General features: G+C 75.7%; 19 protein-coding genes. 7 read left to right on the forward strand and 12 right to left on the reverse strand.

Translation table 11 applies throughout. The features are described 5' to 3' along the window. Positions 1-70: 70 nt before the first annotated feature. From AB2U05_RS06550 to AB2U05_RS06560, 3 genes are all read right to left on the reverse strand, one after another. On the reverse strand, positions 71-850 hold the full coding sequence (locus tag AB2U05_RS06550) for a GNAT family N-acetyltransferase (RefSeq protein WP_369182689.1): 780 nt from the start codon (positions 848-850) through the stop codon (positions 71-73). A 77-nt stretch (positions 851-927) separates the two neighbouring features. Continuing rightward, positions 928-1,710: an SDR family NAD(P)-dependent oxidoreductase gene (locus AB2U05_RS06555; protein WP_369182690.1), complete on the reverse strand. Its 783-nt coding sequence runs from the start codon at positions 1,708-1,710 to the stop codon at positions 928-930. A 76-nt stretch (positions 1,711-1,786) separates the two neighbouring features. Further along, complete coding sequence (locus AB2U05_RS06560) at positions 1,787-2,755, reverse strand: NADP-dependent oxidoreductase (RefSeq protein ID WP_045711113.1); 969 nt, start codon at positions 2,753-2,755, stop codon at positions 1,787-1,789. Between the two features lie 174 nt (positions 2,756-2,929). On the opposite strand from AB2U05_RS06560, the gene AB2U05_RS06565 reads away from it, so the two are divergent. The 4 genes from AB2U05_RS06565 (at position 2,930) to AB2U05_RS06580 (ending at position 6,528) form a co-directional block, all read left to right on the forward strand. Further along, entirely contained in the window at positions 2,930-4,315 is a 1,386-nt protein-coding gene (locus tag AB2U05_RS06565) for a LuxR C-terminal-related transcriptional regulator (RefSeq protein ID WP_369182691.1), read from the forward strand. A gap of 416 nt (positions 4,316-4,731) precedes the next feature. Beyond that, a complete protein-coding gene (locus tag AB2U05_RS06570; RefSeq protein WP_045699044.1) occupies positions 4,732-5,190 on the forward strand; it encodes a hypothetical protein in 459 nt (152 codons plus the stop codon). A gap of 74 nt (positions 5,191-5,264) precedes the next feature. Then, positions 5,265-5,642, forward strand: a complete 378-nt coding sequence (locus AB2U05_RS06575) for a hypothetical protein (protein ID WP_045699045.1) — start codon at positions 5,265-5,267, stop codon at positions 5,640-5,642. 94 nt (positions 5,643-5,736) lie between these two features. Further along, positions 5,737-6,528 carry a class I SAM-dependent methyltransferase gene (locus AB2U05_RS06580; RefSeq protein WP_107073030.1) on the forward strand — a complete coding sequence of 264 codons (792 nt, stop codon included), beginning with the start codon at positions 5,737-5,739 and terminating at the stop codon, positions 6,526-6,528. Between the two features lie 19 nt (positions 6,529-6,547). On the opposite strand, the gene AB2U05_RS06585 is transcribed toward AB2U05_RS06580, so the two are convergent. The 4 genes from AB2U05_RS06585 to AB2U05_RS06600 all read right to left on the reverse strand — a co-directional run bounded on the left by AB2U05_RS06585 (position 6,548) and on the right by AB2U05_RS06600 (position 12,273). Beyond that, on the reverse strand, positions 6,548-9,430 hold the full coding sequence (locus tag AB2U05_RS06585) for a hypothetical protein (RefSeq protein WP_369182692.1): 2,883 nt from the start codon (positions 9,428-9,430) through the stop codon (positions 6,548-6,550). 374 nt (positions 9,431-9,804) lie between these two features. Continuing rightward, complete coding sequence (locus tag AB2U05_RS06590) at positions 9,805-10,863, reverse strand: urea transporter (RefSeq protein WP_369182693.1); 1,059 nt, start codon at positions 10,861-10,863, stop codon at positions 9,805-9,807. Between the two features lie 92 nt (positions 10,864-10,955). Then, the gene (locus tag AB2U05_RS06595) at positions 10,956-11,696 is read right to left on the reverse strand and encodes a dienelactone hydrolase family protein (protein WP_045699051.1); all 741 of its coding nucleotides are present in this window, start codon (positions 11,694-11,696) and stop codon (positions 10,956-10,958) included. A 220-nt stretch (positions 11,697-11,916) separates the two neighbouring features. Continuing rightward, positions 11,917-12,273, reverse strand: coding sequence for a hypothetical protein (locus AB2U05_RS06600; RefSeq protein ID WP_045699053.1), 357 nt, complete (start codon positions 12,271-12,273; stop codon positions 11,917-11,919). Between the two features lie 185 nt (positions 12,274-12,458). On the opposite strand from AB2U05_RS06600, the gene AB2U05_RS06605 reads away from it, so the two are divergent. Further along, complete coding sequence (locus tag AB2U05_RS06605) at positions 12,459-12,992, forward strand: SigE family RNA polymerase sigma factor (protein ID WP_369182694.1); 534 nt, start codon at positions 12,459-12,461, stop codon at positions 12,990-12,992. Then, positions 12,989-13,870: a hypothetical protein gene (locus AB2U05_RS06610; RefSeq protein ID WP_369182695.1), complete on the forward strand. Its 882-nt coding sequence runs from the start codon at positions 12,989-12,991 to the stop codon at positions 13,868-13,870. The genes AB2U05_RS06605 and AB2U05_RS06610 overlap by 4 nt, the downstream gene beginning before the upstream one ends. A 63-nt stretch (positions 13,871-13,933) precedes the next feature. Here the strand turns inward: AB2U05_RS06610 and AB2U05_RS06615 are convergent, their stop codons facing one another. From AB2U05_RS06615 to AB2U05_RS06630, 4 genes are all read right to left on the reverse strand, one after another. Beyond that, positions 13,934-14,281, reverse strand: coding sequence for a hypothetical protein (locus AB2U05_RS06615; protein ID WP_052706915.1), 348 nt, complete (start codon positions 14,279-14,281; stop codon positions 13,934-13,936). A gap of 164 nt (positions 14,282-14,445) precedes the next feature. Further along, entirely contained in the window at positions 14,446-15,693 is a 1,248-nt protein-coding gene (locus AB2U05_RS06620; protein ID WP_369182696.1) for a glycosyltransferase, read from the reverse strand. A 147-nt stretch (positions 15,694-15,840) separates the two neighbouring features. Continuing rightward, on the reverse strand, positions 15,841-19,950 hold the full coding sequence (locus AB2U05_RS06625) for an AAA family ATPase (protein WP_369182697.1): 4,110 nt from the start codon (positions 19,948-19,950) through the stop codon (positions 15,841-15,843). Continuing rightward, a complete protein-coding gene (locus tag AB2U05_RS06630) occupies positions 19,947-20,399 on the reverse strand; it encodes a hypothetical protein (RefSeq protein ID WP_369182698.1) in 453 nt (150 codons plus the stop codon). The genes AB2U05_RS06625 and AB2U05_RS06630 overlap by 4 nt, the downstream gene beginning before the upstream one ends. Before the next feature lie 326 nt (positions 20,400-20,725). On the opposite strand from AB2U05_RS06630, the gene AB2U05_RS06635 reads away from it, so the two are divergent. Next, the gene (locus AB2U05_RS06635) at positions 20,726-21,925 is read left to right on the forward strand and encodes a hypothetical protein (RefSeq protein ID WP_052707473.1); all 1,200 of its coding nucleotides are present in this window, start codon (positions 20,726-20,728) and stop codon (positions 21,923-21,925) included. A gap of 80 nt (positions 21,926-22,005) precedes the next feature. On the opposite strand, the gene AB2U05_RS06640 is transcribed toward AB2U05_RS06635, so the two are convergent. Beyond that, positions 22,006-23,094 (reverse strand): ABC transporter substrate-binding protein, encoded by a 1,089-nt coding sequence (locus AB2U05_RS06640; RefSeq protein ID WP_369182699.1) that lies wholly within the window; start codon positions 23,092-23,094, stop codon positions 22,006-22,008. Positions 23,095-23,114 lie beyond the last annotated feature (20 nt).

The raw sequence follows: 23,114 nt of genomic DNA on the forward strand, positions 1-23,114 counted from the left end.
GGCGCCGAAAGCGCCGTGCCCCCTGCCGATCGGCAGGGGGCGCGGCGCGCGAGCGGTCACACCGGAACCGTCAGGACACGCCCTTCACGTACGGCGTGGTCGTGCTCAGCCGGGCGAAGCCGAGGCGCTGCAGGATGGGGCGGCTCTGGTCGCTCGCGTCGACCTGGAGGTAGCGGTAGCCCAGCTCGGCGGCGAGCCGCGCGCGGTGGGCGACCAGGGCGCGGTAGATGCCCCGCCCGCGCCAGTCGGGCGCGGTGCCGCCGCCCCAGAGGCCGGCGAACTCGGTGCCGGGGACGAGCTCCATCCGCGCCGCGGACACCGGCCGGTCGCCGGCCATCGCGACGGTCATGGTGACGGTCTCGGAGCCCTGGGCGAGCTGGTCGAGCAGCCGCTGCCGCTGGGCCGGGTTGGGCTTGCCGAAGGCCTGCTCGGCGGCCTCGGCCATCAGGTCGACGCCGGCCGCGTCGGTGACGGGGACCAGCCGGACGCCCTCGGGCAGCACGACCTCGGTGGGCAGGTCGCGGATGTCCGCCACCATCACCGACTGCTCGTCCTCGGGGATGAACCCGGCGGCCAGCAGCCGCTCGCCCAGGTCGGCGGGCCGGTCGTGGCCGTAGGTCTTCCACTCGAACTCGAGGCCCAGCCCGGCGAAGTACCGCACCTGCGCGGCGATCACCTCGTCCGCCCCCGCCTCGTCCAGGTCCGACCAGAGGACGCCGTTCCAGTCGTGCGCGGTGCCGACCTGGCGCAGGACGGCACCGTCGCGCTCGATGCGGGTGCTGCCGCTGTCCGGCCGCGCGTCGCGTCGGAGCCGGCGGTCGAACAGGGCGAGTACGTCGTCATGATCCATCCGCTCACTCCAGCACGGCCGGGCGCCCCCGCGCCAGCGAATTTCCGCAGGTCGCACGGCGTGTGCCGGGCACCCGCCTACTGCGCGAGGTACCCGCCGTCGACCGGCAGGACGACGCCGGTGACGAAGGACGCCTCGTCCGAGGCGAGGAACAGCACGGCGGCCGCGACCTCGGCCGGGTCGCCGAGGCGCCGCATCGGGTGCAGCCGCTCGATCGCCGCCAGGTACTCGGGCCCGCCGGGTTCGTCGCGCAGCCGGGCGACCCGCTCGGTGGCGGTGGTGCCGGGGGCGACGGCGTTGACCCGGATGCCGCGGTCCGCCCACTCGACGGCCAGGTGCTTGGTCAGCCCGGAGGCGACGAACTTGGCCGGCCCGTACACCGCTTGGCCGCGCTGGCCGGCTTCGCCGGAGATGGAGGACAGGCAGACGATCGAGCCGCCCGGCCGGTCCTGGGCGGTCATCGCCCGGATGGCGTACTTGCAGGTGAGGAACATGCCGCGGCCGTCGACGGCCATCACCCGGTCCCAGTCCTCGGCGGTGGCCTCGGTGATCTCCATCAGCGGGATGACCCCGGCGTTGGCCACCAGCACGTCGAGCCGCCCGTGCCGCTCGACCGCCGCCTCGACCATCCGGCGGGCGTCCTCGTCCCGGGCCACGTCGCCGACCACCGTGCTGACGGTGCCGGGAAGTTGGCGGACGAGCCGGTCCAACCCGGCCTCGTCGATGTCGGTCGCGACCACCGAGGCGCCCTCGCGGACGAACCGTTCCGCGACGGCGCGGCCGATCCCGCTGGCCGCGCCCGTGACCACGGCCGTCCGCCCCGCCAGCCGTCCGCCGTCCGCCGCGCTCGCAATCGTCATGCGGCGGACTCTATCGACCGGCCGTCAGGTGACGTGTCACGACAGGCGGTTGAGGTGCGGACGGCCGATCGACCGGTCACACCGTCAGGACGATCTTGCCGCGCAGGTGCCCGTGCTCGCTGAGCCGGTGCGCCTCGACCGCCTCCGCCAGCGGGAGCACCCGGTGCAGCGGCAGCCGCAGGGTGCCCGCCTCGTGCAGGGCGAGCGCGGCGGCGTAGGCGCGCTGGTGGTACGGCTCGCCGCCCTCCATGCCGCCGGTGAAGCGCACGCCGTGCTCGGGCGCGCCCATCGGGTCGGCGATGGTCAGCACGCGCTGCGCGTCGCCGGCCAGTTCGATCGACAGCGGCAGCACTCCGCCCTGCCCGGCGGCGTCCAGCACCCGGTCGACCCGGCCGCCCGGGGCGGCCGCGCGCACCCGCTCGGCCAGGCCCTCGCCGTAGGTGACCGGGATCGCGCCCAGGTCGCGCAGGTGGGCGTGGTTGGCCTCGCTCGCGGTGCCGACGACGGTGATGCCGCGCGCCCGGGCGAACTGCAGCAGCACGGTGCCGACGCCACCGGCCGCGCCGTGCACCAGCAGCGTCTCGCCGGACCGCACGCCGAGGACGTCCAGGGCCCGCTCGGCGGTCTCGGCCGCCACCGGGATCGCCGCGGCCTCCGCCCAGCCGAGGGTGGCGGGCTTGTGGGCCAGCGTCGCGGCGTCCACCAGGGCGTGCTCGGCGTAGCCGCCGCCCATCGGCGCGCCGAACACCTCGTCGCCGGGGGCGAATCCGGCCACCTCCGCACCGACCGCCTCCACCACGCCGGCCAGTTCGTAGCCGGGGACGGCGGGGAAGACGACCGGGAAGAAGCCGGCCATGGCGCCGCTGCGCAGCTTGTGGTCCAGCGGGTTGACGCCCACCGCGCGGACCGCGATCCGCACCTGGCCGGGGCCGGGGGCGGGCAGCTCGATCTCGACGGGGCTCAGCACGTCCGCGTCGCCGAACCGGTCGAACGCGATGGCCTTGGTGGGCGTGCCGGCCGGGGTGGCGGAGGTGGTCTCGGTCATGGGAATCCCCTTGGGTCGTAACGGGTTGTGGCGGGTTGCGGCCGGTGGCTGGTGTTCCTCCGACGTCTTCCATCCTGTGGCCTCGGCGGCGGGCCTCGGGCTGGCCTTTCGGACGGTTGCACCTGGCCGGAAGGACAGGTCGCGCCGGGCGGCCGGCGGGCTAGGCTCGGCACCATGGCCGACACGCGGGACGACGCAGCGAACGAGGACGTGATGGGCGACAGCACGGACGGCAGCAGCCGGCGGGGCCCCTGGAGCCGCCCCGAGGACGCGCTCGCGCAGGCCGTCCGGATCCTGCGCACGCCCCGGCCGGACGTGCTGCCGCGGCTGTCCGAGGTGCTCGGCACGCTCGTCCCGCACCAGGCGATCGCGCAGTTGAACGGCGTCTGCACCTTCTCCCCCGCCCGGACCCACGGCCCGGCCGAGCTCGCCGACGCGATCAGCGGCCTCGACCTGTCCCGGCTGGCCGACCTCGCCGCCGACGCCACCGCGCAGGGCCGGCCGTGGCAGGGCGAGGCCGAACTGGCCGGCCGCACCCGGACGGTGGTCGTCGCCGCGACGACGCCGGGCGGCGCCCCCGGCGCGGTGCTGGTCCTGGTCCGGGCCGACGCCGAACCGGTCGCGCCCGGCGCGCTCGCCGTCCTGCAGCAGCTGTGGGACCTCGTCATCGCCCACTCCGAGCACCGCGCCACCGACGCCGCCCCCACCCACGCGGCGATCTCCCGCGCGGCCGCCAACGCCCGCGCCCGCACCATCGCCGAGTTGACCGGCGCGCACAACGCCGCGCTCACCGCCGTCCTCGCCCCGCTGCGCTCGGCCGCCCTCGACGACGCCACCGCCCGGCGGGCCGCCACCGACCTGGCCGTCACCGCCCTGCTCGACCTGCGCCGCGCCGCCGACCTCGACCGCGCGCTCAGCGAGGAGCCCGCCGACGCCGCGTTCGCCCGGCTCGACCGGGAGTTGCGGCCGCTGCTGCGGCACACCCGGGTCCGGCTCGACGTGGCTCCCCCGGCCGGGACCGGCGCCCGGACCGTCCCCGCCGACACCGCGCACACCGCCCGCGACGCCGTCCGGGCGGCCGTGCTCGTCATGCTGGAGCAGGACCGGCTGAGCCGACTGCACGTCAGCTGGCAGCTCACCGGCGACACCCTGCGCGCGATCGTCCGCGACGACGGCCCCGGCCTGCTGCCCGCCGACGCCCTCGCCGTCCACCGCACCGCCGACCGGATCACCGCGCTCGGCGGCAGCTGCGCCGTCGAGGCCGTCCCCGGCTGGGGCACCACCGTCACCGTCGACCTGCCGCTCACCGCCCCCGAACCGGCCCTCGCCGCCGACCCGTTGGACGGCCTGCAGCCGCGCGAACGGGAGGTCCTGCTGGAGCTCGCCCAGGGGCGCCGCAACCGCGACATCGCCCAGGCGCTGCACATCAGCGAGTCGACGGTGAAGTTCCATGTCGCCAACATCCTCGGCAAGTTGGGCGTCGCCACCCGCGGCGAGGCGGCCGCCCTAGCCCACCGCGCCGGCCTGCCGGGCGCGACGGCGCTGCACGTGGCGTCCTGAGGGCTCCGACGCGCCCGTTGGTGCCGGTCGGTGCCCGTGCTCGCGCCGTGCCCCCTGCCGATCGGCAGGGGGCACGGCGTTTGCCGGTGCTGAGGTTGTGCCGATCGGTACATGTGCGACGGAGGCGGCGGGGGTCATCGTTGGGGCACTGCACGGGGGCCGTCCGGATCCCCCGGAGAGGAGCCCCACCATGTTCCGTCGTTCCCGAGTCCTCGGCGCCGTCGCCGTCGCCGGATCCGCCGTCATCATCCGGGTGGCACTGACCGCGCTCGCCCGGCGGCGGCAGCACCACGCGTCGCCCCGTGGCGACCGGGGACAGCCCTCCGGCGGCCACGAGCGAACGTCGGCGGCCGGGCCCTCCGTCGCGGGCGGGAGTGAGAGGGTGGGCGTCCGGCGACACCGTGGAAAGCGAGACCATGACCGAGCCCTCCGCCCCCAGCACCTGGGACCCGTCCGCTCCCGGCGTGCTGCGGCTGCCCTCCGGCCGGCTGCTGCGCGGCCGGGGACTGCTGCGCCCGCTGCCGCCCGGGCCCCGGCCCGACGTCGGCTACTACCTGTTGGGGCGGCCGCCGGCCCCGATGGACTGGCCGAGCACGTGGGTGCGCTGGCCGGACTTCCGGCTGCCGGCGGACCGCGCCGTCGCGGCCGAGGTGTTCCGCGAGGTCTGGGAGCGCTGTGCGGGCGAGCGCGTCGAACTCGCCTGCGCCGGCGGGCGGGGCCGCACCGGGACGGCCCTGGCCTGCATCGCCGTCCTCGACGGCGTCCCGCCCGCCGAGGCGGTGGCGTATGTGCGGACGCACTACGACCGGCACGCCGTCGAAACGCCCTGGCAGCGGAAGTTCGTGGAACGCCAGCGCCCGGCGTCAGAGGGCTGAAGCCTGGACGCCCCCCACCGGGACTCCGCGCCCGGACGGCTCGCGCCGGACCCGGCCGTGGGATCGTGCTGCCCATGAGCGAGACGTGGGTGGTCGATGACGACGGTGCCGCACCCCTCCCCTCCGGGGCGGCGGTGGAGGTGCTGCGGGCGAGGGCGGCGGCGGGGCGGCCGGAGACCTGGTTGGCGAGTTCGTGCGGGCGCTCGCTGGGGTTCGTCACGAACGGCGAGCGCGCGATGGTGGTGCTGGTGGACGGGGAGGGCGACGTCGGTGGGCAGGCCGTGGATCCGGGGGCCGAGGGGGTGAGCGGGGGGTTCGTCCTCTCGAACGGGCAGCACGACACGTACCCGGACGAGGACACCGTGCCGGTCGGGGAGGCGTTCAGGATCGTGGAGCACGTCGTGCGTACGGGATCGTGGCCTGCGGACGCGCCGGCCGCGCCGGCGGGCTAGGCTGCGACGGGTGGACAGCCTGATCGACGCGCTCAAGGGCGGCGCCCAGCCCTCAACTCCCGCCCGGGCGAACGACGCGAACGACGCGAACGAGTTGAATGCCGCGAACGACTACGACGCCTTCGCCGAGGCGTACTCGGCGGAGACCGAGAACAACATCCTCAACGCGTACCACGCGCGGCCCGCGATCGTCGCCCTCGCCGGTGATGTGACCGGCCGCCGGATCCTGGACGCCGGCTGCGGTTCCGGGCCGCTGGCCGCTGCGCTGCGCGAGCGCGGCGCCGTCGTCACCGGGGTCGACGCCAGCGCCGGGATGCTGGAGCTGGCGCGGCGGCGGCTGGGCGAGGACGCGGACCTTCACCTGGCCGACCTGAATGGCCGACTGCCCTTCGAGGACGGCGAGTTCGACGACGTCGTGTCCTCGCTGGTGCTGCACTACCTGGAGGACTGGGGGCCGGCCCTGGCCGAGCTGCGGCGCGTGCTGCGGCCCGGCGGCCGGCTGATCGCCTCGGTGCAGCACCCCTTCGTGGACTACGCGATCCAGGACCCCCGCCCGGACTACTTCGCCACCACCAGCTACACCGACGAGTGGACGTTCGACGGGCGCTCCTTCCCGGTGACGTTCTGGCGTCGGCCGCTGCACGCGATGACCGACGCCTTCACGGCGGCCGGCTTCCGCCTCGCCGTCCTCAGCGAGCCCCAACCGGACCCGGCCGCCCGCGAGTTGTTCCCCAAGGACTTCCGGGCGCTGTCGACGAAGATGAGCTTCCTGTTCTTCGTCGTCGAGGTCCCGATCGAGGCTTCGGTCGAGGCTCCGTCCGGGGCCCCGATCGAGGCTCCGTCCGAGGCCCCGGTCGAGAGCCCGCCGACCGCTCCGGCCGCCTAGGATCCTCCGGCGGCAGCCGTCACGGATGCTCGCCCGCGCGCAGTTCGGTGGTGAGTCGGCGCCGCCCGGCGACCAGGGTCTCCAGGACGACGGCGAGACCGATCAGCAGGGCCAGGCCGCCGGCAGGCAGCAGGACGGGTAGCGGCTCGGGGGCCAGGGCGTGGCCGACGCGGGCGCCGACCAGGCTGGACAGGTCGAGGGCGGGGCCGAGCAGGGCGACGGCCGCGAGGGCGGCGAGGCCGCCGCCCGCGGTGGCGGTGAGGGTCTCGGGCAGGGCTTCGGCGACGATCAGGGCGAGGCCCTGCCGGGGTCGCAGGCCCATGGTGCGCAGCCGGGCGAGGACGGCGGCGCGGTCGGGTGCGGCGCGCAGCAGCGTCAGGAGGACGGCGAGCAGGGCGAATCCGGCGGCGGCCACGGCCGCGAGGCGGAAGAGGCGGCCGGCGGCCTGCTGGAGGGGGTCGTCGGCGAGGTCGGCGGCGATCTCGCGGCTGCTGCGGACGGCGTAGCCGGGCGGGAGGCCGTGGGTGGCGCGGCCGGCGGCGGTGGCGTCGGCCTGGATGAGGTCGATGATGCCGGTGGTCCGGGTGAGGCCGCGTTCGCGCAGCAGGGTCCTGACCTGTTCGGGGTCGGGGTCGCCGGCGGCGAGCCAGGCGGTGGGCGGTGCGAGTTCGGGCAGGCGGTGGGCGGCGGGGCCGGCGGGGACGACAACGAACGGCAGGCCCGGGTCCGGCAGGGCGGGGGTGGTGGTGACGGTCCCGGCGACGGTGGTGCGCAGGACGCTGCCGCTGGGCAGGTGCAGGGTGGGCGGGCCGGCGGCGAGGCGGGCGGCCAGGTCGCGGCTGAAGAGCGCGGGCACCGGGGTGTCGGGGCCGCCGGGGGTGCCGGTGAGCGCGGCCGGGTCGAAGGTGTCGGTTCCGGCGGCGCGGGCGAGTTCGGCGTACGCCTGCGGTTCGGCGACCACGGCGATGACCTTGGTGTAGTCGGCGCCCGCGCCGACGAACAGGGCCCGGGGTTCGACCCGGACGGCGGTGGCGCCGCGGACGCCGGGCAGGTCGGCGGCGGCGTCGGTGAACGAGGCGGGCAGGGTGGCGAAGTCGGGGACGGTGACGGCGATGTCGCCTCCGGTGGCGAGGCGGGCGGCGCGGAGCCGGCTGTGGTCGACGGTGTCGAGGACGGTGGCGCCGAAGCCGGTGGCGGTGACGGCGATCAGCAGGGCGAGCAGCGGGAGCGCGGAGGCCCGGCGGCGGCCGGTGGTGCCGCGCGCGGCACGGGCGAGGCCAAGGAAGCCGATCAGGCCGCGGCCCCGGCGGGCGAGCGCGGCCAGTCGGCCGATCAGCAGCGGTTGGAGGCGGGCCAGCAGGAGCCCGACGGTGACGGCGATCAGCAGGGGCGCGGCGATCAGCAGGGGGTCGGAGGCGGCGCCGGGGTGGCCGAGGCCGCGTCGGCGGGCTTCGGCCACGGCGGCGACGGTCACGGCCAGGACGGTGAGTTCGCCGACCAGCCGGCGCGGTCCACCGGCCGCCCCCGACCGGGACCTCGGCCTCGTCCTCGTCCTCGGCCTCGTCCTCAACCGCGCCCGCGACGGCACCCGCACCCCCGCCCCCGCCCGCACCCGCGGCCCGGACCACAGCAGCGCGGCCCGGGCGGGGAAGGCCAGCAGGGCGAGCAGGGTCGCGGCGAGCGCGGCCGTCACCGCGTGGCCCCAGCGCGGGGTGGGCAGCAGCACCAGGGCCAGCGCGGTGCCGAGCGCGGCGGCGGGCAGGACGGTGACCGCTCCCTCGCCGAGCAGCCGCAGCAGCACGCCGCCGCGCGAGCCGCCGCGGGCCCGCAGCAGGTGGATCTCGGCGCGGCGCCGGTCGGTGGTGAGCGCGGCGGCCAGGCACAGCACCACGGCGGCGGTGCCCGCGACGGCGGCCGGTCCGATCGTGCCCAGCGGCATGGCGGCGCGGTAGCGGGCGTCCGCGCGGTCGAGGGTGTCCGGCAGGAAGGAGGCGGTGCGCAGGTCGGTGCGGCCGGTCGCGGCGACGAGCGTCTTGGCGTCGCGCCCGGTCAGGAAGGAGCGGACGGTGGCGCGGGTGTGGTCGAGCCGGTCGGCGCGCAGGGCGGCGGGGTCGACGGGCAGCCGCCAGAAGTCCTCGGCGCCCGCGCCCCAGCGGGCGAGGGCGGGGAGGCTGTCGGCGCCGGTGAACGCGGTGGTCTGCCACCAGTTGTTGCCCAGGCCGTCGAGGCGCAGGCAGGCGCGGTCCGGGCAGCCGAGGTCGTCCCAGAACGGGTCCTGCGGATCGTTGACCCGGTAGAAGCCGACCACCGAAGTGCTGCGCGGCGCACCGGACTTGTCGGTGCCGTTGTCGATGGTGTCGCCGATCCTGATGCCGATGGTCTCGGCGGCGCGGCGGTTCAGCACGATCGGCAGCGGGCCGTCCGCGGCAGCCGGTCCGGGCCAGGTGCCGTCGGTGAGGGTCACCCGGTCGGCGAGGCCGTGCAGGTAGAGCAGGTCCATCGTCGGGGCGGTGCTCCGGACGATCCGGGTGTAGCCCGGATTGTTCAGCGGGGCCTGGCCGAGGGCCCGGGCGCCGTGGGCCTCGCCGGGCGGGGACAGGGTCAGTGCGGTGCCGAGGCGGGCGGCGAGGGTGTCGTGCAGGGCGGCGAGGTCGGCGGCGGTGTCGGCCGGGCGGGTCCGGGAGGTGTACTGCAGGCTGGTCGTGTGGAGACTGCGGTGGCCCACGTAGTCCCGCAGCGCGGCGTCGGCGCCGCGGTCCTGGACCCGCGGGAAGGCGGCCGCGAGGAACACGGTGACGAGGGCGAGGGCCGCCGTGAGCAGCGCGGCCGGGACGTCGGCGCGCAGCCTGGTGCGGACCCACCGCACGCGGCGGCGTCGGTCCTCTGCCGCGGTGCTGGTCACGTCTCCTCCGGGTGCTTTCGGCGAATGCTGGGGACCCGTCTGCGCACGGATCACCGGCGGCGGTTCGCCGGATAGCGGACGATGCTGTCAGACTCGATCGAGGAACGGAAGGGGCCTGTCCGCTCCGGGCAGGTGATCGAGGGCGGCCATAACTACCCGTGCTGACCTGCGGTTTGACTCCGTGGAAGAAAATTTGTCGGTGTGCTGAACCCGTTGGGCCGCGGCGTCCGTGGACAGGGGTGGAGCGGGTTCGCGGGCGTCGGCGTGCTGAGGGGCCGGCGTGCGCCCGGGGCTTCCCGTACCGGCGTCCACACCCCTGAGGGCGCCGGTACGGGACGCACGTCCGTCGACGGCGGGGAGCCGGTTGCGGGCGGCTACGAGCGTGCCGGTTCCTGAGCCGGCCGCAGGCGCGGGATCGCCGGGACGGCTGCCAGGAGCGGCAGGGTGGTCAGGACGAACGGCCAGGTGAAGGCGTGGCCGCCGGAGGGCGCGGCGATCGCGCCGAGCGCCGGGGTGAGGACGGTGGCGGCCGCCGCGCCGAGCAACGCGTACGCCCCGCTGCGCGCGCCGGGCGGGAGGCGGGCCCCGCAGAGCGCGAGGGCCGTCAGCACGCCGTTGTAGCCGTACAGGCCCTGGCCGACCTGCTCCCCCGGCGCGCCGAGCGCCCAGGCGGTGAGCAGGGCGATGGCGCTGCCCGCGCAAGCCGTCAGCGCGGCGGTCCGGCTCGCCGCGAGCAGGCCGGCCAGGACCAGCAGGCCGCAGTACCACTGCGGGAGCAGGAAGACCTGCCCGAAGTCGGCGAGGAAGCCGTGCCAGAGCTGGTCCCAGGTCAGTGCGCCCGGCCCGGCGGCCGGGGCCGGCAGGGCGGCGGCCGGGGCGGCGGGGTCGGGCCACAGGCGCCGGAAGCCGGGCGCGGCGACGGTCACGGCGGTGGCGACCAGGCAGAACGGCGCGGTCAGGACGGGCAGGCGCCGGGGGCCGAGCAGCGCGCCGAGGGCTGCCGAGAGCACCACGGTGACGGCGGCGCCGAGGACGGCGACGGCCACCGTGGCGGGGCGGCCCGGGTCCAGCAGGACGGCGCAGGCCAGGGCCACCAGGCAGCCGTTGTACCCGTACAGCCCGGATTCGACGGCATCGACGGCTCCGACCGCTTCGCCCGCTCCGGCGGCAGCCCCGCCGCCGAGGCCCAGGGCGTGGGCGACGGCGGTGGCGGCGGCGCAGCCGAGCAGGCCGTAGGCGCCGTAGTGCCAGTCGGCGGCGAACAGGGCGGCGGCGAAGAGGAGTCCGCAGGCGGCGGAGCGCATGAACGCGACCTGGCCGAACCCGCGCAGGACGGCGACCGCCCAGGCGGACACCGCCGAGGCAGGCAGCGCCGAGGCAGGCAGCGCACGGCCGGCCGCGGCGGGGCCCTCCGCCCCCTGGTGCTCACTCATGCCGCGCACCCTAGTGGCGCCCGGCCCCGGCGGTCACCCGGATGTCACCACCCGGACACCCGCCCAGAAGCACCGGCGCACGGCACCGGCGCTCACTCCTCCCCGAGCAACCGCCGCCGCAGCGAGCCCTCGGCGGCGGCCAGCTGCCGCTCGGGCACGTCGCCGTGGCCGCCCGGGTTGGCGTGCAGGGTGCGGTCCGGGGAGCCGAAGGCGTCGTAGACGCCGAGTGCCCAGGCGCGCGGGACGAGGGCGTCGTCCCACTGCACCAGGAAGTCGAGCGGCGCGGTGACCCGGGCGGCCGGCTCGGTCTGCGACTCGTGGCCGGTCAGCCCGAACACGGCGGCGCCGATGCGCGGTTCGGCGGCGGCGAGCGGGATGCCGATCACGCTGCCCAGCGACAGTCCCCAGTACCCGATCGGGCCCCGGCCTTCGAGTTCCTCCGCCAGGGTGTCCAGGACGGCGATCCACTCGGGCACGGCCCGCTCGGCGACGGCCGCGGTGTGCCGGGCGACCCAGGCGCTGATCGGCCGGCCGGCGGCCTGCAGTTCGGCGATCTCGCCGACGAACCGCTCGTCCGCCGCCGTGCGCGGCCGTTCCCCGTGGCCGGGCGCGTCGAGCGCCACCGCCGTGAAGCCCGCGTCCGCGACGAACCGGCGGGCCCGCTCGACCAGTCCCGGTGCCAGCTTGTGCTGGCCGCCGCCGTGCCCGAGCAGCACCAGCGGCCGGCCGTACCGCATCGGGCCGGTGGGCCGCCAGAGCACGCCGGGCACGTCGCCGTGGGTGAAGCGGTACTCGACGACACCGTCCGAGAACGTCCGCGTACCGATCCGCACGATGGATCCCCCTCCGTCCCGTTCGCCTGCCGGACCCGGCCGACCGGGCCGCTCGAACAGGCGCTCCAGCAACGTATCGTGTGCGGGCGTTCACGCCGGGGGCGGGCCGGTGTCGCGCGCGTCGGCCGGACGCGGCGCAGGTACGGGGGACCTCAGGTACGGGAGCCTCAGGTACGGGAGCCTCAGGCACGGGGCCTCAGGCTCGACGGGTCCGGCGGGTTCAGCGCTCCGGACTCGACGCTTCCAGGGCGTCGGCGCGCCGCTCCAGGTCCGCCGCGATGTCGTCCCAGTCCGGGCCGTGCGACCACAGGCTCCGCGCGGCCTCGCGCATCAGCTCCGGGTCGTCGGGGCGTTGCAGCAGCGCGAGCCGGTAGGCCAGGTTCCGCACCCACACCGGCAGTTGCCCGTCGACCAGGTACGGGCACAGTTCGCGCAGCATGGCCAGGATCGCGTCCGCGTCGGCGAAGGTGAGCCGCTCGACGAAGAAGTCCCGCGAGTGCTCCTCCGGGCAGTCGGGCACGGGCCCGTACTCGTCCCCGTAGAGGCACCGGGCGTACTCCGTCAGCGTACTGTGCATGGCCGACACCCTACGGTGCCCCCACACACCCCACACCCCCACACCGCCGGCCCCGCCGCACCCCGCTGAGCCCGCCGCACCCCCCGGGCCGTGGCACCGGGCAGAGGGGCGGGCGGCGGAGCGGCGGGGCGGCGGGTAAGCGCTTTCCCCCGCCCCCGGGCTCTAGGTGGGTGAGGAGGTGCTCGATGGGAGAACCGAAGGGCGACCGGGACGAGGAGTTCCAGGCGTTCGTCATCGCGGTCTGGCCGCGGCTGCTGCGGACGGCGTACCTGCTGGCCGGCGAGCAGTACGCGGCGGAGGACCTGGTGCAGTCCGCCGCGGAGCGGGCCTGCGCGTCGTGGTCGAAGGTGCGCCGCGCCGACGACCCGTACGCCTACGTGCGGCGGATCCTGGTGAACCAGCACGCCCGCCGCACCCGGCGCCGGCCGCCGGAGCTGCTCGTGGAGGCGGTGCCGGACGCGGCCGGCACGGAGGACGGCTACGCCCGCTCCGACCAGCGCGGGGCGCTGCTGGCCGCGCTGGCCACCCTGCCGCCGCGCCAGCGCCAGGCGGTGGTGCTGCGGCACTGGGAGGACCTGAGCGACAGCCAGACGGCGACGGCCATGGGCTGCTCGGTCGGCGCCGTGCGCAGTCACGCGGCGAAGGGCATCGCCAAGCTCCGCCAGGTGTCGGCGCTGGTGGAACTCAAGGACAGGACCCACATCGGAGGTACGGTATGAGCTCGAACGGTGACCACGACGCGGACGTGTGGATCGGCCTGGGCATGGCCGAGGCGGCAGCCGGGACGAGGATCGTCCCGGCGCCGCTGGCGGACATCGTGCAGGGCGGCCGCCGGATCCGGCGCCGTCGCCTCACGGTGGTCGGTGCGGTGGCGCTGGCCTCGGTGGTGGCGCTGGGCGGCGGCGCGCTGGCGCAGTTGCGTCCGGCGCCGACGGGGAGCGGCAGTGCGACGGCGCTGGTGCCGGCGGCGGCGCCGGATCCGGCGGCCGCCCTGGCGAAGCGCGATCCGCTCAGGCCGGCCCGGACGCTGCTCGCCGAGGGCACCACCAACGGCCACGCGTGGAAGGTGTGGCGGGCGATCTGGCCGCTCGCGCCGAAGGAGCGCGCGTACGAGCAGGCGGTCGCGTTGTGGCAGGAGCGCAGCGCCTACGATCCGCGGCTGACCAGGCCGACCGAGGAGTTCGTCCGGCAGTACTGGCAGCCCGACTCGGACCTGGTGAACGACTACGTCGAGGTGGACGGCGTCCGGCAGGGCCACGACAGCGGCGGCAGCATCGTGGCGGACGGGCACATCTCGGAGCAGGCCTCGCGCCAGACCACCTTCGGCGCCGGCATGCTCGGCCACTACGGCAAGGACGACCCGGGCCCGTTCTTCCCGGCGGAGATCGGGCTGGTCGACCTCGGGCCCCGGGTCGGCAAGGTGTTCGTGACCTGGTCGGACGGCACCAGGACGGAGGTGCCGATCGTCGTCGTGCCCTTCTCCCCGATCCGGGTGGTCGCGCTGGCGCAGCCGCAGGACAAGCGGTCGACGCTGTGGGAGTTCTTCGACCAGGACGGCCAGAAGATGCCCAACGAGGGCACCACGCTGTTCCGTTGACGCCCAGGCCACCGAGCCGACCGGGCGCCGGCGGCCCTCAAGGACCGCCGCCGCCCGGCGGTGTCACACCGCCTCGGGCTCCGGCTCGGGAACGTACCGCGCCGCGACGAGGCGGGCGATGACGCGCAGCCGCTCGTAGTAGGCGCGGGCGTCCGGGTCGGTGATCCGCGGGACGACGGTGTCGAGTTCGGCGCAGCACTGGTGGAGCATGGCGACGCCCTGCCGGTCGAGGCCGCGGTGGTTGACCTCGCTGGTGACCAGGCCGGCCGTGGCGGAGTCGAGGTACACCAGGTCGATGCCGTCGATCTCGTTGCGCTTGACGCTGTCCGGGAACGGCGCCTCCCCGTGCTGGCGCCAGAGTTCGGCGAGTTCGGCGTCCGCGGGGGTGGTCGAGGGCAGTGAGGTCTCCATCCACCCAGTCTCGCCGCCGGGAGCCTCGGCGCACCAGCACATTTCGCCGGGTCGCCAGGTCGCCGGGCCCCGGCTTTCCGGCCACCGCCCGACTCCCGGCCACCGGCCACCGGCCACCGGCCACCACCCGTCAGCCTTCACCACCCGTCAGCCTTCACCACCCGTCAGCCTTCACCACCCGCCCGTCGGCCCTGACCGTCGATCAGCAGCCGGGCCGCGACCGCCGCCCCGTCCGTCCGGATCCGCCCCCGGACGTCGGCCGCCCGCTCGCGCACGGCGCCGTCGAGGGCCCGGGCGAGCGCGGCCGTGAGGGTGTCGGTGCTCGGCGCCGGCCCGTCGTGGACGGCGCCGATGCCGAGTTCGGCCACCCGCCGCGCCCAGTACGGCTGGTCGGCGATCTGCGGCGCCACGACCTGCGGCGCGCCGGCGGCCGCGGCGGCGGTCGTGGTGCCCGCGCCGCCGTGGTGCACGACGGCGGCGCAACGGGCGAACAGCGCCTGCTGGTTGACCTCCCCGACGACGAGGCAGTCGCCCCGGTCGTCGACGCGGTCCAGCCCGGCCCAGCCCCGCGCGAGGACGACCCGGCGCCCGTGCGCGCGGGCGGCCGCGACGCCGGCCCGGGCGCAGGCCTCGGCGGCGTCGGGCGCGCCGCGCAGCGGCATGCTGCCGAAGCCGACGTACACCGGCGCCTGCCCGGCGTCCAGGAACGCCGACAGCTCGGCGGGCAGCGGGCGTTCGTCCGCGAGCAGCCAGGCGCCGGTCTGGACGACGGCGAGTTCGGCGGGCTGCACCCAGGGGCCGAGGACGGCGTCGGTGGCGAGCCACGGCCGCTCGGTGAACACGTGGTCGCGGACGTTGTCCACCGCCGCCAGGCCGACCGAGGTCCGGAAGCCGTTGACGGGCTCGGCGAACAGCGCGTTCATCACGCCGACGTTCAGCTCCCACAGCTCCCGGGGGTCGGTCACGCCCGGCGGGAAGGGGTGCATCGGGTACTCCAGCGGCGGGTGGTGCGGCGAGGGCAGCGCGTTGGGCTGCAGCGCGGCGTAGACGAAGCGCGCGCCGACCCGCTCGGCCGCCGCCTGTGCGCCGGCGATGGCCGGGAACAGCCCGGTGCCCACCACCGTGTCGCCCGGCCCCGCCAGCGCGCCGACCGCCGCATGGAACTGCTCCACCAGCGCGGCCACCCGCTTGGGGAAGTCGCCGGGCTGCGGCGGCGGCCCGGTCACCAGCGAGCGCACCGACTCCCCCACCGGCACCATCTCCACCCCGGCGACCGCCAGCCGCCGCGCGAACTCCTCGTCGGGCGGCGCGCACACCGTCGCCCGCACCCCGGCCTCCCGCAGCCGCACCGCCAGTGCGGCCAACGGCTGCACGTCCCCGCGCGACCCGTACGTGGACAGCACCACTCGCATCTCGTGAATCTCCCAACTCGCCCTGCTCCAGCCTTGAGTGGGACATTCTGGGGCGCACCGGGGGTCTTGCGGCAAGGCCCCGGGTGCGCTATACGTTGAGAGTGGCGGGGAGTGGGTTTGCCTCCTGTGCCGTACCGCCCGGCTCCGTCAACTCCGCGCGCAGGTGTCCTGGTAGGGCAGGCCGGCGGCGTAGCCGCCCTCCCAGTCCTTCCTGGACAGTCCGCCCGCGGCGATCCGGCAGGCCAGGCCGACCGGGTCGGCGGCGATGGCGGGCAGCGCGCCCAGGTCCCAGATCTGGGCTGTGCCGTCGGTGCGGAGCACGAGCAGCGTCTTCTTGTCGGGGCTGAAGCGGACGGCCTGCACGTCGGCGGCGGAGTCGGGCAGGTCGACGGCCAGGCCCGGCAGGGCCGGGTCGGCGACCTCGTAGAGGCGGACGAGGCCGTTGTCCTGGCCGACCGCGACCAGGTTTCCGCCGGGGTGGTAGTCGATGTGGGCCTCGTGGGTGCTCGGGGTGATGGGCAGCAGGCCCGTCGCGGACGGCCCGATGCCCGCTCCCAGCGGCCAGAGCTTGACGCCGTCTCCGGAGCCTTCGGCCAGGAGCCGTCCGTCCGGGCTGAACGCGGCCCCGCCCGGTCCGCTGAACGGGCGGGCTGCGGCAGGCACCGGGCCGGCCGGTTGGACCACGGGCACCAGGACCGGTGCGGCCGGGTCCGAGACGTCCCACAGCGAGGACGGGAGGACCAGCCGCCGCCCGTCCGGGCCGAACACGGTCGGCTCGTGGACCATCAGCAGCTGGGGATCGAAGTCGAACGCGGGTGGCGTGCGGTCGGGGTGCGCCTTCTTCGTGGCGTCGGACACCGCCACGCCGAGTCGGTCGATCAGCTTGAGCTGACGGGGCGGGTCGGGGGCGCGAGTGTTCCAGAAGCCCACCCAGGTGTCCTCGAAGAACCTGCCGCCGGTGACGACGAGGAGGTCGGAGGTGGGGCTGAAGGCCAGCGACCCGACACCGGACGGCAGTTGCAGGGTGGCCGTCCGCCTGGGGGCGGCCGGCGTGGAGACGTCCCAGAGCACGACCTCGCCCTGCCTGGCGGACTCACCGTACCGGGTGCCCACCGCCACGACGGTGGCATCCCGGTTGAAGGCCACCGCCACGGCGGGCCAGTCGGCCTTGCCCGGCAGCACCGTCGACTCCCTGGGCCGGGCCGGGTCGGAGGTGTCCCAGATCCGGGCGTCGCCGGACCACTCCCCGGTCACCAGCCGGTTGCCGTCCACGCTGTACGCGGCAGCGGCCAGGTTCGTGCGTGGCAGCGTCGCGGTCCTCGCCGGTAGCGGGCGGCCGTCGATCGACCACTGGGAGAGCGTCCCGTCCGCGGCCGCGAGGACGATCCGGCCGCCGGTCCCGTTGTACGCGACGGACTGGATCCGGTCGAACGACCTGGCGTACGTCGTCCCGAGGTCCTTGCCGCCGGAGCCGGGCGCCGCACCGTGAGAGCCGGGCGCGGCACCGTGCGAGCCGACCAGTTCGGCCCGGGAGCGCGGGTTCGCCGGGTCCGTGATGTCCCAGAGGACGGAGCCTCCGTTCGAGGTGGAGGTGACGAGGGACCGGCCGTCCGGGCCGAACGCGAACGCCGAAACGTCGGCGGCGGTGGTCAGAGTGGATCGCTTGCTGGGGGCGCGCGGGTCGGCGAGGTCCCAGAGGGTGACCGTCCGGTCCCGGTTCTCGGCCAGCAGCGGTGCGGTCGGGCTGAGCGCGAACTGCCCGCTCCACGGCCCGTGGGCCGCCGTCGCCTTCGGCGCGGCCGGATCCGCGGCGTCCCAGACCTGCCAGCCCGTGCCGCGGACGATCGACGACGAGGTGAGCGCGTCGCCCCGGTACTCGATCGACCCGGCGCCGGTGATCAGGAGGCGGCCGTCGGAGCTGAAGATCACGTGCTCCGCCTGCACCGCCGGCACCGGGCTTCCCAGCTGCCGGGGAGTGCCACCGGTTGCGATGTCCCACAGGGCCAGCGTGGTCGTCGGTTCGTCCGCCACGAGGGCCAGGGTCCGGCCGTCCGGGCTGATGGCCGCGCCTCGCACCCGCACGCCCGGGTCGGCGTGGAAGGGCAGGCGGCGCGGACGGTGGCGATCCGTCAGGTCCCAGAGGGCGACGTCGGCATCGGAGGACGACCGCTTCTCGACCTGTCGGCCGACGGTGACCAGGCGGCGCTGGTCGGAGCTGAAGGCCACCGCCTCGATCGAGGTGGACTCGCTTCTCAAGGAGGCGAGTTGGAGTGGCTGCCCGAGCTCGGCGGTGTCCCAGAGGTTGACCGTACCGCGCTCGTGGTCCGGGACCACGGCCAGCGTGCCGCCGTCCCCGGTGAACGCGGCCAGGCTCACGCCCGACCCGACCGCGCCCCGGGCCGAACTGCCCTCCAGGTGGGTCTCCTCCAGGGTCCTGAGCATCCCGGACCGGGCCTCCGGGGTCGGGTGCAGGCGCAGCGCGGCCAGGCTGAGCCGCAAGGAGAGCTGGGGGTCGGACTCGCGCAGCGTGTCGGCCTGGGCCTGGATCAGCCGTTCCGTGGCGAGGTCCGCCTGTTCGACGGCCACCCGGCGCTGCTGGTCCGCCCGGTCCTTCTGGTCGCCGGCCAGCTTCGCGGACGCCAGGGCGATCACCGCGAGCACCACCAGCAGCGCGACGGCGCCTCGGCGGAGCGCGGCGGTACGCCGCTTCAACCGGATCGCGGCGTCCAGGAAGGCCGCGACGGTGGAGCCGAGGTCGCCGCCGGGCCGGTCGGTCGCGTCGCGGGCGGCTTGCAGCCGGTTGCCCCGGTACAGCAGCGAGCGGTCGTGGCGCTTGTCCTCCCACTCGGCGGCCGCGTCCTTGAGCTGTTGGCGGACGAGGTGGTCGGCGCGGTCCGTCTCCAGCCAGCCACGGAGACGGGGCCAGGCCTTCAGCAGGGCCTCGTGGGTGATCTGGACGGTGGTGCGGTTGCGGGTGAGCAGTCGGCCCTCGGTGAAGGCGGCCAGCACGGCCTCGGCCACGTCCGGCGCGACGCCTTCGGTGGCCCGGTCGGCGGGCAGGGCCCGGCGGGTGTCCTCCGCGTCCTCGTTGATCCGGACGAGGTTGCGGAGGATCGTTTCGGCGGCGCGGCGCCCTTCCTCGTCGAGCCCCCGGTAGACGTCCTCGGCGGTGGCCTCGATGGCGCCGTGGATCCCGCCGGAGGCCCGGTAGCCGGCGAGGGTGAGGGTCGTGCCGCTGCGGGCCCGCCAGGTGGCGCGCAGGGCGTGGGCGAGCAGGGGGAGGCGTCCGGCGTCGTACCCGCGCCAGGGCCGGGTGGGCTCGGCGTCGTCCGCCTCCTCTTCCTCCTCCGGCTGATCGGCGGCGAGTGCGTCGACGCCGAGGTCGCGCAGCAGGACGTCGACGAGCCGGGGCTCGACGGTCAGTCCCACGCTCGCGGCGGGGGCGGTGACGGCCTCCGCGAGCTCGGTGTCCGACATGGGGCCGACGAAGACCTGGCGGCGTTCCAGCGCGGCCTGCAGGGCGGGGTGTTCGGCGAAGCGGCCGTAGAAGTCGGCGCGCACGCCGTACACGACCAGGGCGGGCGCGCCGGCGCCGTTCGCCAATTGCGTGAGCGCGTCGACGAAGCGGTCCCGTTCCGCCGTCGCCTCCACCTGGGTGAACAGTTCCTCGGCCTGGTCGACGACGACCACCAGCCGGTCGGCGCCGTACCGGTCGAGCGCGGCCCGCAGGCGAGCGGCGAGGGCGGGCGGGTCGTCCGCCAACTCGGCTTCGACAGCGGCGGGTTCGCTGTCGGTGAGAGCAGCGAGGTGTCCGGCGAGGGCGGCCACCGGGTGCTCGCCGGGGGTGAACAGCAGGCAGGGCCAGCGCCGCGAGCCGGGGAGGGCGCCGGCGCCCAGGGCGGGGACGAGGCCGGCGCGCAGCAGCGAGGACTTGCCGGAGCCGGAGGCGCCGACCACCCCGACCGCGCCGCCGCCGCGCAGGCACTCGTCGAGGCGGCTGGTCAGCTTGGCGAGGACGGCCTCGCGGCCGAGGAACCACTTCGCCTGGGCGGCCTCGAAGGCCGCCATGCCGGGGTACGGGCAGTCGTCGCCGCCCTCCTCGGCGGGCTCGATGCGGCGCAGGCCGTCGCCGCCGTAGTGGACGTGCACGACGCCCGTGGCGATGAACTGGTCGCGGCCGGCCATGTAGACGGTGGCGTCGCCCGACGCGTAGGCCTCCTGGCGGAGACCGTCCGGGCCGGGCTCCGGCAGGCTCACTGGCCGTGGATGTGCAGGTCGTTCCCGGCCATGTAGACCTTGGCCCGGTCGGCGGCCGTGGCCCGCATCGTCACCCGGTTCCCGCCGGGTGCGGCGCCGGCCCCGGACTCGCCGTCGCGGCCTTCGAGTTCGGCCAGGACGCGGCGCAGCTCGACCGCGAGCGCGGGGTCGGCACGGAGCAGGTCGCGCAGGCGGGTGCGCCACTCGACGGTCAGCTCCTGCCCGACCCGGCCGTCGTCGGCCTCCCCGGCCGCCCCTGCGGCCAGCAACTCCTCGCGCGCCTCGACCAGTTGTGCCTCGACGACCTCGGCCTCCTCGGGCCGCTCGGGGTGGCGCCGACGCCAGAGCGCCACGACGGCCTGCCGGGCCTGGTCCCAGCCGTCCGCGGCCAGCCGGCCGACGAGGGCGGTCGCGGCCGATGAGGCCAGTGCCGCCAGTTCCGGATCCATGTCGGGCTCCCTGCGCGTGCGGTGGGGCGGTGGGTGGACGTGCGGTCGGCGACATTCTCGGACGTGGTCGGCGCCGCTGACAACCTGCCTGGCCAGGGGCCGGTGCCGGGACCGGATGGGGCTGCAGGAGAAGGAATTGCCGAACAACGCACGGGATTTCGCGCAATTGTCCGACAAACCATCAGAAGTTCACTCGTTGGAGTGACGCGTGCATGATGCACGGAAGTGCCTGGGTAGGTCGGGTCCGGACGGCCGGGGCCCCGGTTCGGCCGTCCTCCCCCGCCACATCGCTGCGGGGACCTACCCACCCTTGAAAGGGACTTGCCTTGACCACCGAGAACGAGCCCGTCATCGAGCCCTTCGGCTTCCTCGCGCCGCCCGCGCCGCCGGAGATCCCGGCCGCGCCCACTCCCGACCGGACCTGGCAGCTGCCCGGCGGCAAGGCCTGGGTGTACCTCGCGAACCCCGAGGGCCAGATCGAAAGGCCGGTCATCCTCTCGGACGGCTTCAACACCGGCCCGAGCAAGCTCGACGAGCTCTACCACGGCCTGGAGCGCGGCGAGTTCCCGTTCATCAGCGAGCTGCGCAGGCGCGGCCGCGACCTGATCATCCTCGGCTACGACGAGCGCAGCGCCCTCATCCAGGAGAACGCCCAGACGGCGATGGCGTGCATCATGCAGACCATCGCCGAGCGCGTCAGCGACACGCCGCTGGTGGTCGGCGGCTTCAGCATGGGCGGTCTGGTCACCCGCTACGCGCTGCTCAAGATGGAGCGGATGCGCATGGACCACCAGGTCGCCGTGTACCTCTCCTACGACAGCCCGCAGCGCGGTGCCTGGATCCCGATCGCCCTCCAGGCCTTCGCCCACTTCCTCAAGGCCACCCCGGCGCTGTCGAAGCAGATCAACAGCCCGGCCGCCCGCCAGCTGCTCTGGCGGCACATCGAGACCCCCGAGGACACGCCCCGCGAGGACCCGCTGCGCACCGACTTCCTGGCCGAACTGGAGCAGATGGGCAGCTGGCCCATGCGCCCGCTCAAGCTCGCGGTCGCCAACGGCACCGGGAACGGCGGCGGCAACGGCGTGAAGCCCGGCATCGACGCGATCAAGGTCACCTCCGGCTGGTTCAACGGCACCACGCTGCGCACCCAGTCGACGGGTAAGGACCAGGAGGTAGCCCGTCTCAAGGGCCTGCTGTCCGAGAAGCGCGTGGTCACCAACGACCTGCCCGAGCTGGACGGCGCCCCCGGCGGCACCCTGGAGAGCTTCGGCATCGCCGGCCAGAAGCTGAAGGTCACCGGCAAGGTCGAGATCGAGCCCGGCACCGAGTCGATCTGCTTCGTCCCCTCGGTCAGCGCCGTCTCCGTCCGCAAGCTGGACACGCAGGCGGACGTCTACACCGACATCGAGCAGCTGCCGCCGGAGGAGAGCGACTTCGACGACTTCGTCTGTTCCTCGACCAACACCCGGCACACCGCCATGACGGCGGAGCTGGGTGAGTGGATTCTGGACCGCCTGCCCAACTGACCCCGCGAGCCCGCGCCCGGTCCGGCTCCCACCGCCGCACGTGGTGGGGGCCGGACCCGGCCGCGTCGGCCGGTGCCGGGTCAGCCGGAGTGCAGGACCCGGAAGCGCCCGGTGTCCGCCGGGTCCCGGTCGACGACCTGGACCGGCGGCCAGGCCCACTGCCACACGCTCACGCCCGGCACGCGCGAGAACCGGATCCGCCCGCGCGTGCCCTCGACGTCGACGCCCGACCAGGCCCCGGAGCTGCCGCCCGAGCGCAGCACGTCCGCGAGGACGGCGACCGTGTCGTACCCCTCGAAGGCGACGAACGACGGCGCGCCGCCCAACCCTTCGCGCAGCTCCGCCTCGACGCGCGCGCCGAGCGGGTCGAGCTCGTCCGGCCGGTAGCGCAGGAACGGGATCCCCGAGCCGTCCGCGCCCAGCAGCGCCGCCCACTCGGCGAACTCCGGCTGCCCGGCCGGCGCGCCGATCAGGACCTCGGCGAGCCGCTGGTCGGCCCGTACGGCCCTGACCAGCGACGCGGCCGGCTCCGGGTGTCCGGCCAGCAGGAGGACGGCGGTGGCGCCGCGTCGGGCGAGTTCGTCGCAGACGGCGGCCGGGTCGAGCGCGGTCAGGTCGAGTTCGGCGACGGTGCCGCCGCGCGCGGCGAGGTGCTCGCGCAGGATGCGGGTTCCGGCGGCCCAGTACACGCTCGGCTGGGTCGCCACGGCGATGTCGCGGTGGCCGGCGGCGAGGAGGTGGTCGGCGTAGATCCGCCAGCCGTGGGACTGCGCGGGGCACAGCCGCGCGACCCGGTCGGCCGGCTCGTCGGTGAGCGCGTCGAGGACCGCCGACGAGCAGAGGTACGGCAGGCCGAGCCCTGCGGCCCGGGCGGCGACGGCCCGGGCGACGACGCTGTGGTACTCCCCCGCCAGCGCGACCACGCCCAGCGCGGCCAGTTCGTCGACGGCCGCCTCGGCCCGCCGCGGATCGGCCGCCGTGTCCCGGACGAGCAGTTCCAGCGGGCGCCCGGCGATGCCGCCGGCGGCGTTGACGTCGCGGACGCCCAGTTCGAGCCCGGCGAGCAGGTGCCGCCCGGCCTCGGCCCAGCCTGGCCGGGTGAGCGGGGCGAGGGCGCCGATCCGGACGGACGGACCGTCACTGTGCGGCGGTGGTGGTGGAGTGGTCATGCGGGCGAGTCTCCACCACC

The sequence above is a fragment of the Streptomyces sp. Y1 genome, assembly GCF_041053115.1.
GTDB classification, from domain to species: Bacteria; Actinomycetota; Actinomycetes; order Streptomycetales; family Streptomycetaceae; genus Kitasatospora; species Kitasatospora rubellomurina.

Excerpts from the sequence above, each read along its gene's own strand:
- AB2U05_RS06565 (WP_369182691.1), top strand. The coding sequence starts at position 2,930 with ATGGCCGACACGCGGGACGACGCAGCGAACGAGGACGTGATGGGCGAC.
- AB2U05_RS06610 (WP_369182695.1), top strand. The coding sequence starts at position 12,989 with ATGAGCTCGAACGGTGACCACGACGCGGACGTGTGGATCGGCCTGGGC.
- AB2U05_RS06640 (WP_369182699.1), bottom strand. The coding sequence starts at position 23,094 with ATGACCACTCCACCACCACCGCCGCACAGTGACGGTCCGTCCGTCCGG.
- AB2U05_RS06590 (WP_369182693.1), bottom strand. The coding sequence starts at position 10,863 with ATGAGTGAGCACCAGGGGGCGGAGGGCCCCGCCGCGGCCGGCCGTGCG.
- AB2U05_RS06630 (WP_369182698.1), bottom strand. The coding sequence starts at position 20,399 with ATGGATCCGGAACTGGCGGCACTGGCCTCATCGGCCGCGACCGCCCTC.
- AB2U05_RS06555 (WP_369182690.1), bottom strand. The coding sequence starts at position 1,710 with ATGACGATTGCGAGCGCGGCGGACGGCGGACGGCTGGCGGGGCGGACG.
- AB2U05_RS06575 (WP_045699045.1), top strand. The coding sequence starts at position 5,265 with ATGAGCGAGACGTGGGTGGTCGATGACGACGGTGCCGCACCCCTCCCC.
- AB2U05_RS06550 (WP_369182689.1), bottom strand. The coding sequence starts at position 850 with ATGGATCATGACGACGTACTCGCCCTGTTCGACCGCCGGCTCCGACGC.
- AB2U05_RS06600 (WP_045699053.1), bottom strand. The coding sequence starts at position 12,273 with ATGCACAGTACGCTGACGGAGTACGCCCGGTGCCTCTACGGGGACGAG.
- AB2U05_RS06620 (WP_369182696.1), bottom strand. The coding sequence starts at position 15,693 with ATGCGAGTGGTGCTGTCCACGTACGGGTCGCGCGGGGACGTGCAGCCG.
- AB2U05_RS06560 (WP_045711113.1), bottom strand. The coding sequence starts at position 2,755 with ATGACCGAGACCACCTCCGCCACCCCGGCCGGCACGCCCACCAAGGCC.
- AB2U05_RS06615 (WP_052706915.1), bottom strand. The coding sequence starts at position 14,281 with ATGGAGACCTCACTGCCCTCGACCACCCCCGCGGACGCCGAACTCGCC.
- AB2U05_RS06570 (WP_045699044.1), top strand. The coding sequence starts at position 4,732 with ATGACCGAGCCCTCCGCCCCCAGCACCTGGGACCCGTCCGCTCCCGGC.
- AB2U05_RS06605 (WP_369182694.1), top strand. The coding sequence starts at position 12,459 with ATGGGAGAACCGAAGGGCGACCGGGACGAGGAGTTCCAGGCGTTCGTC.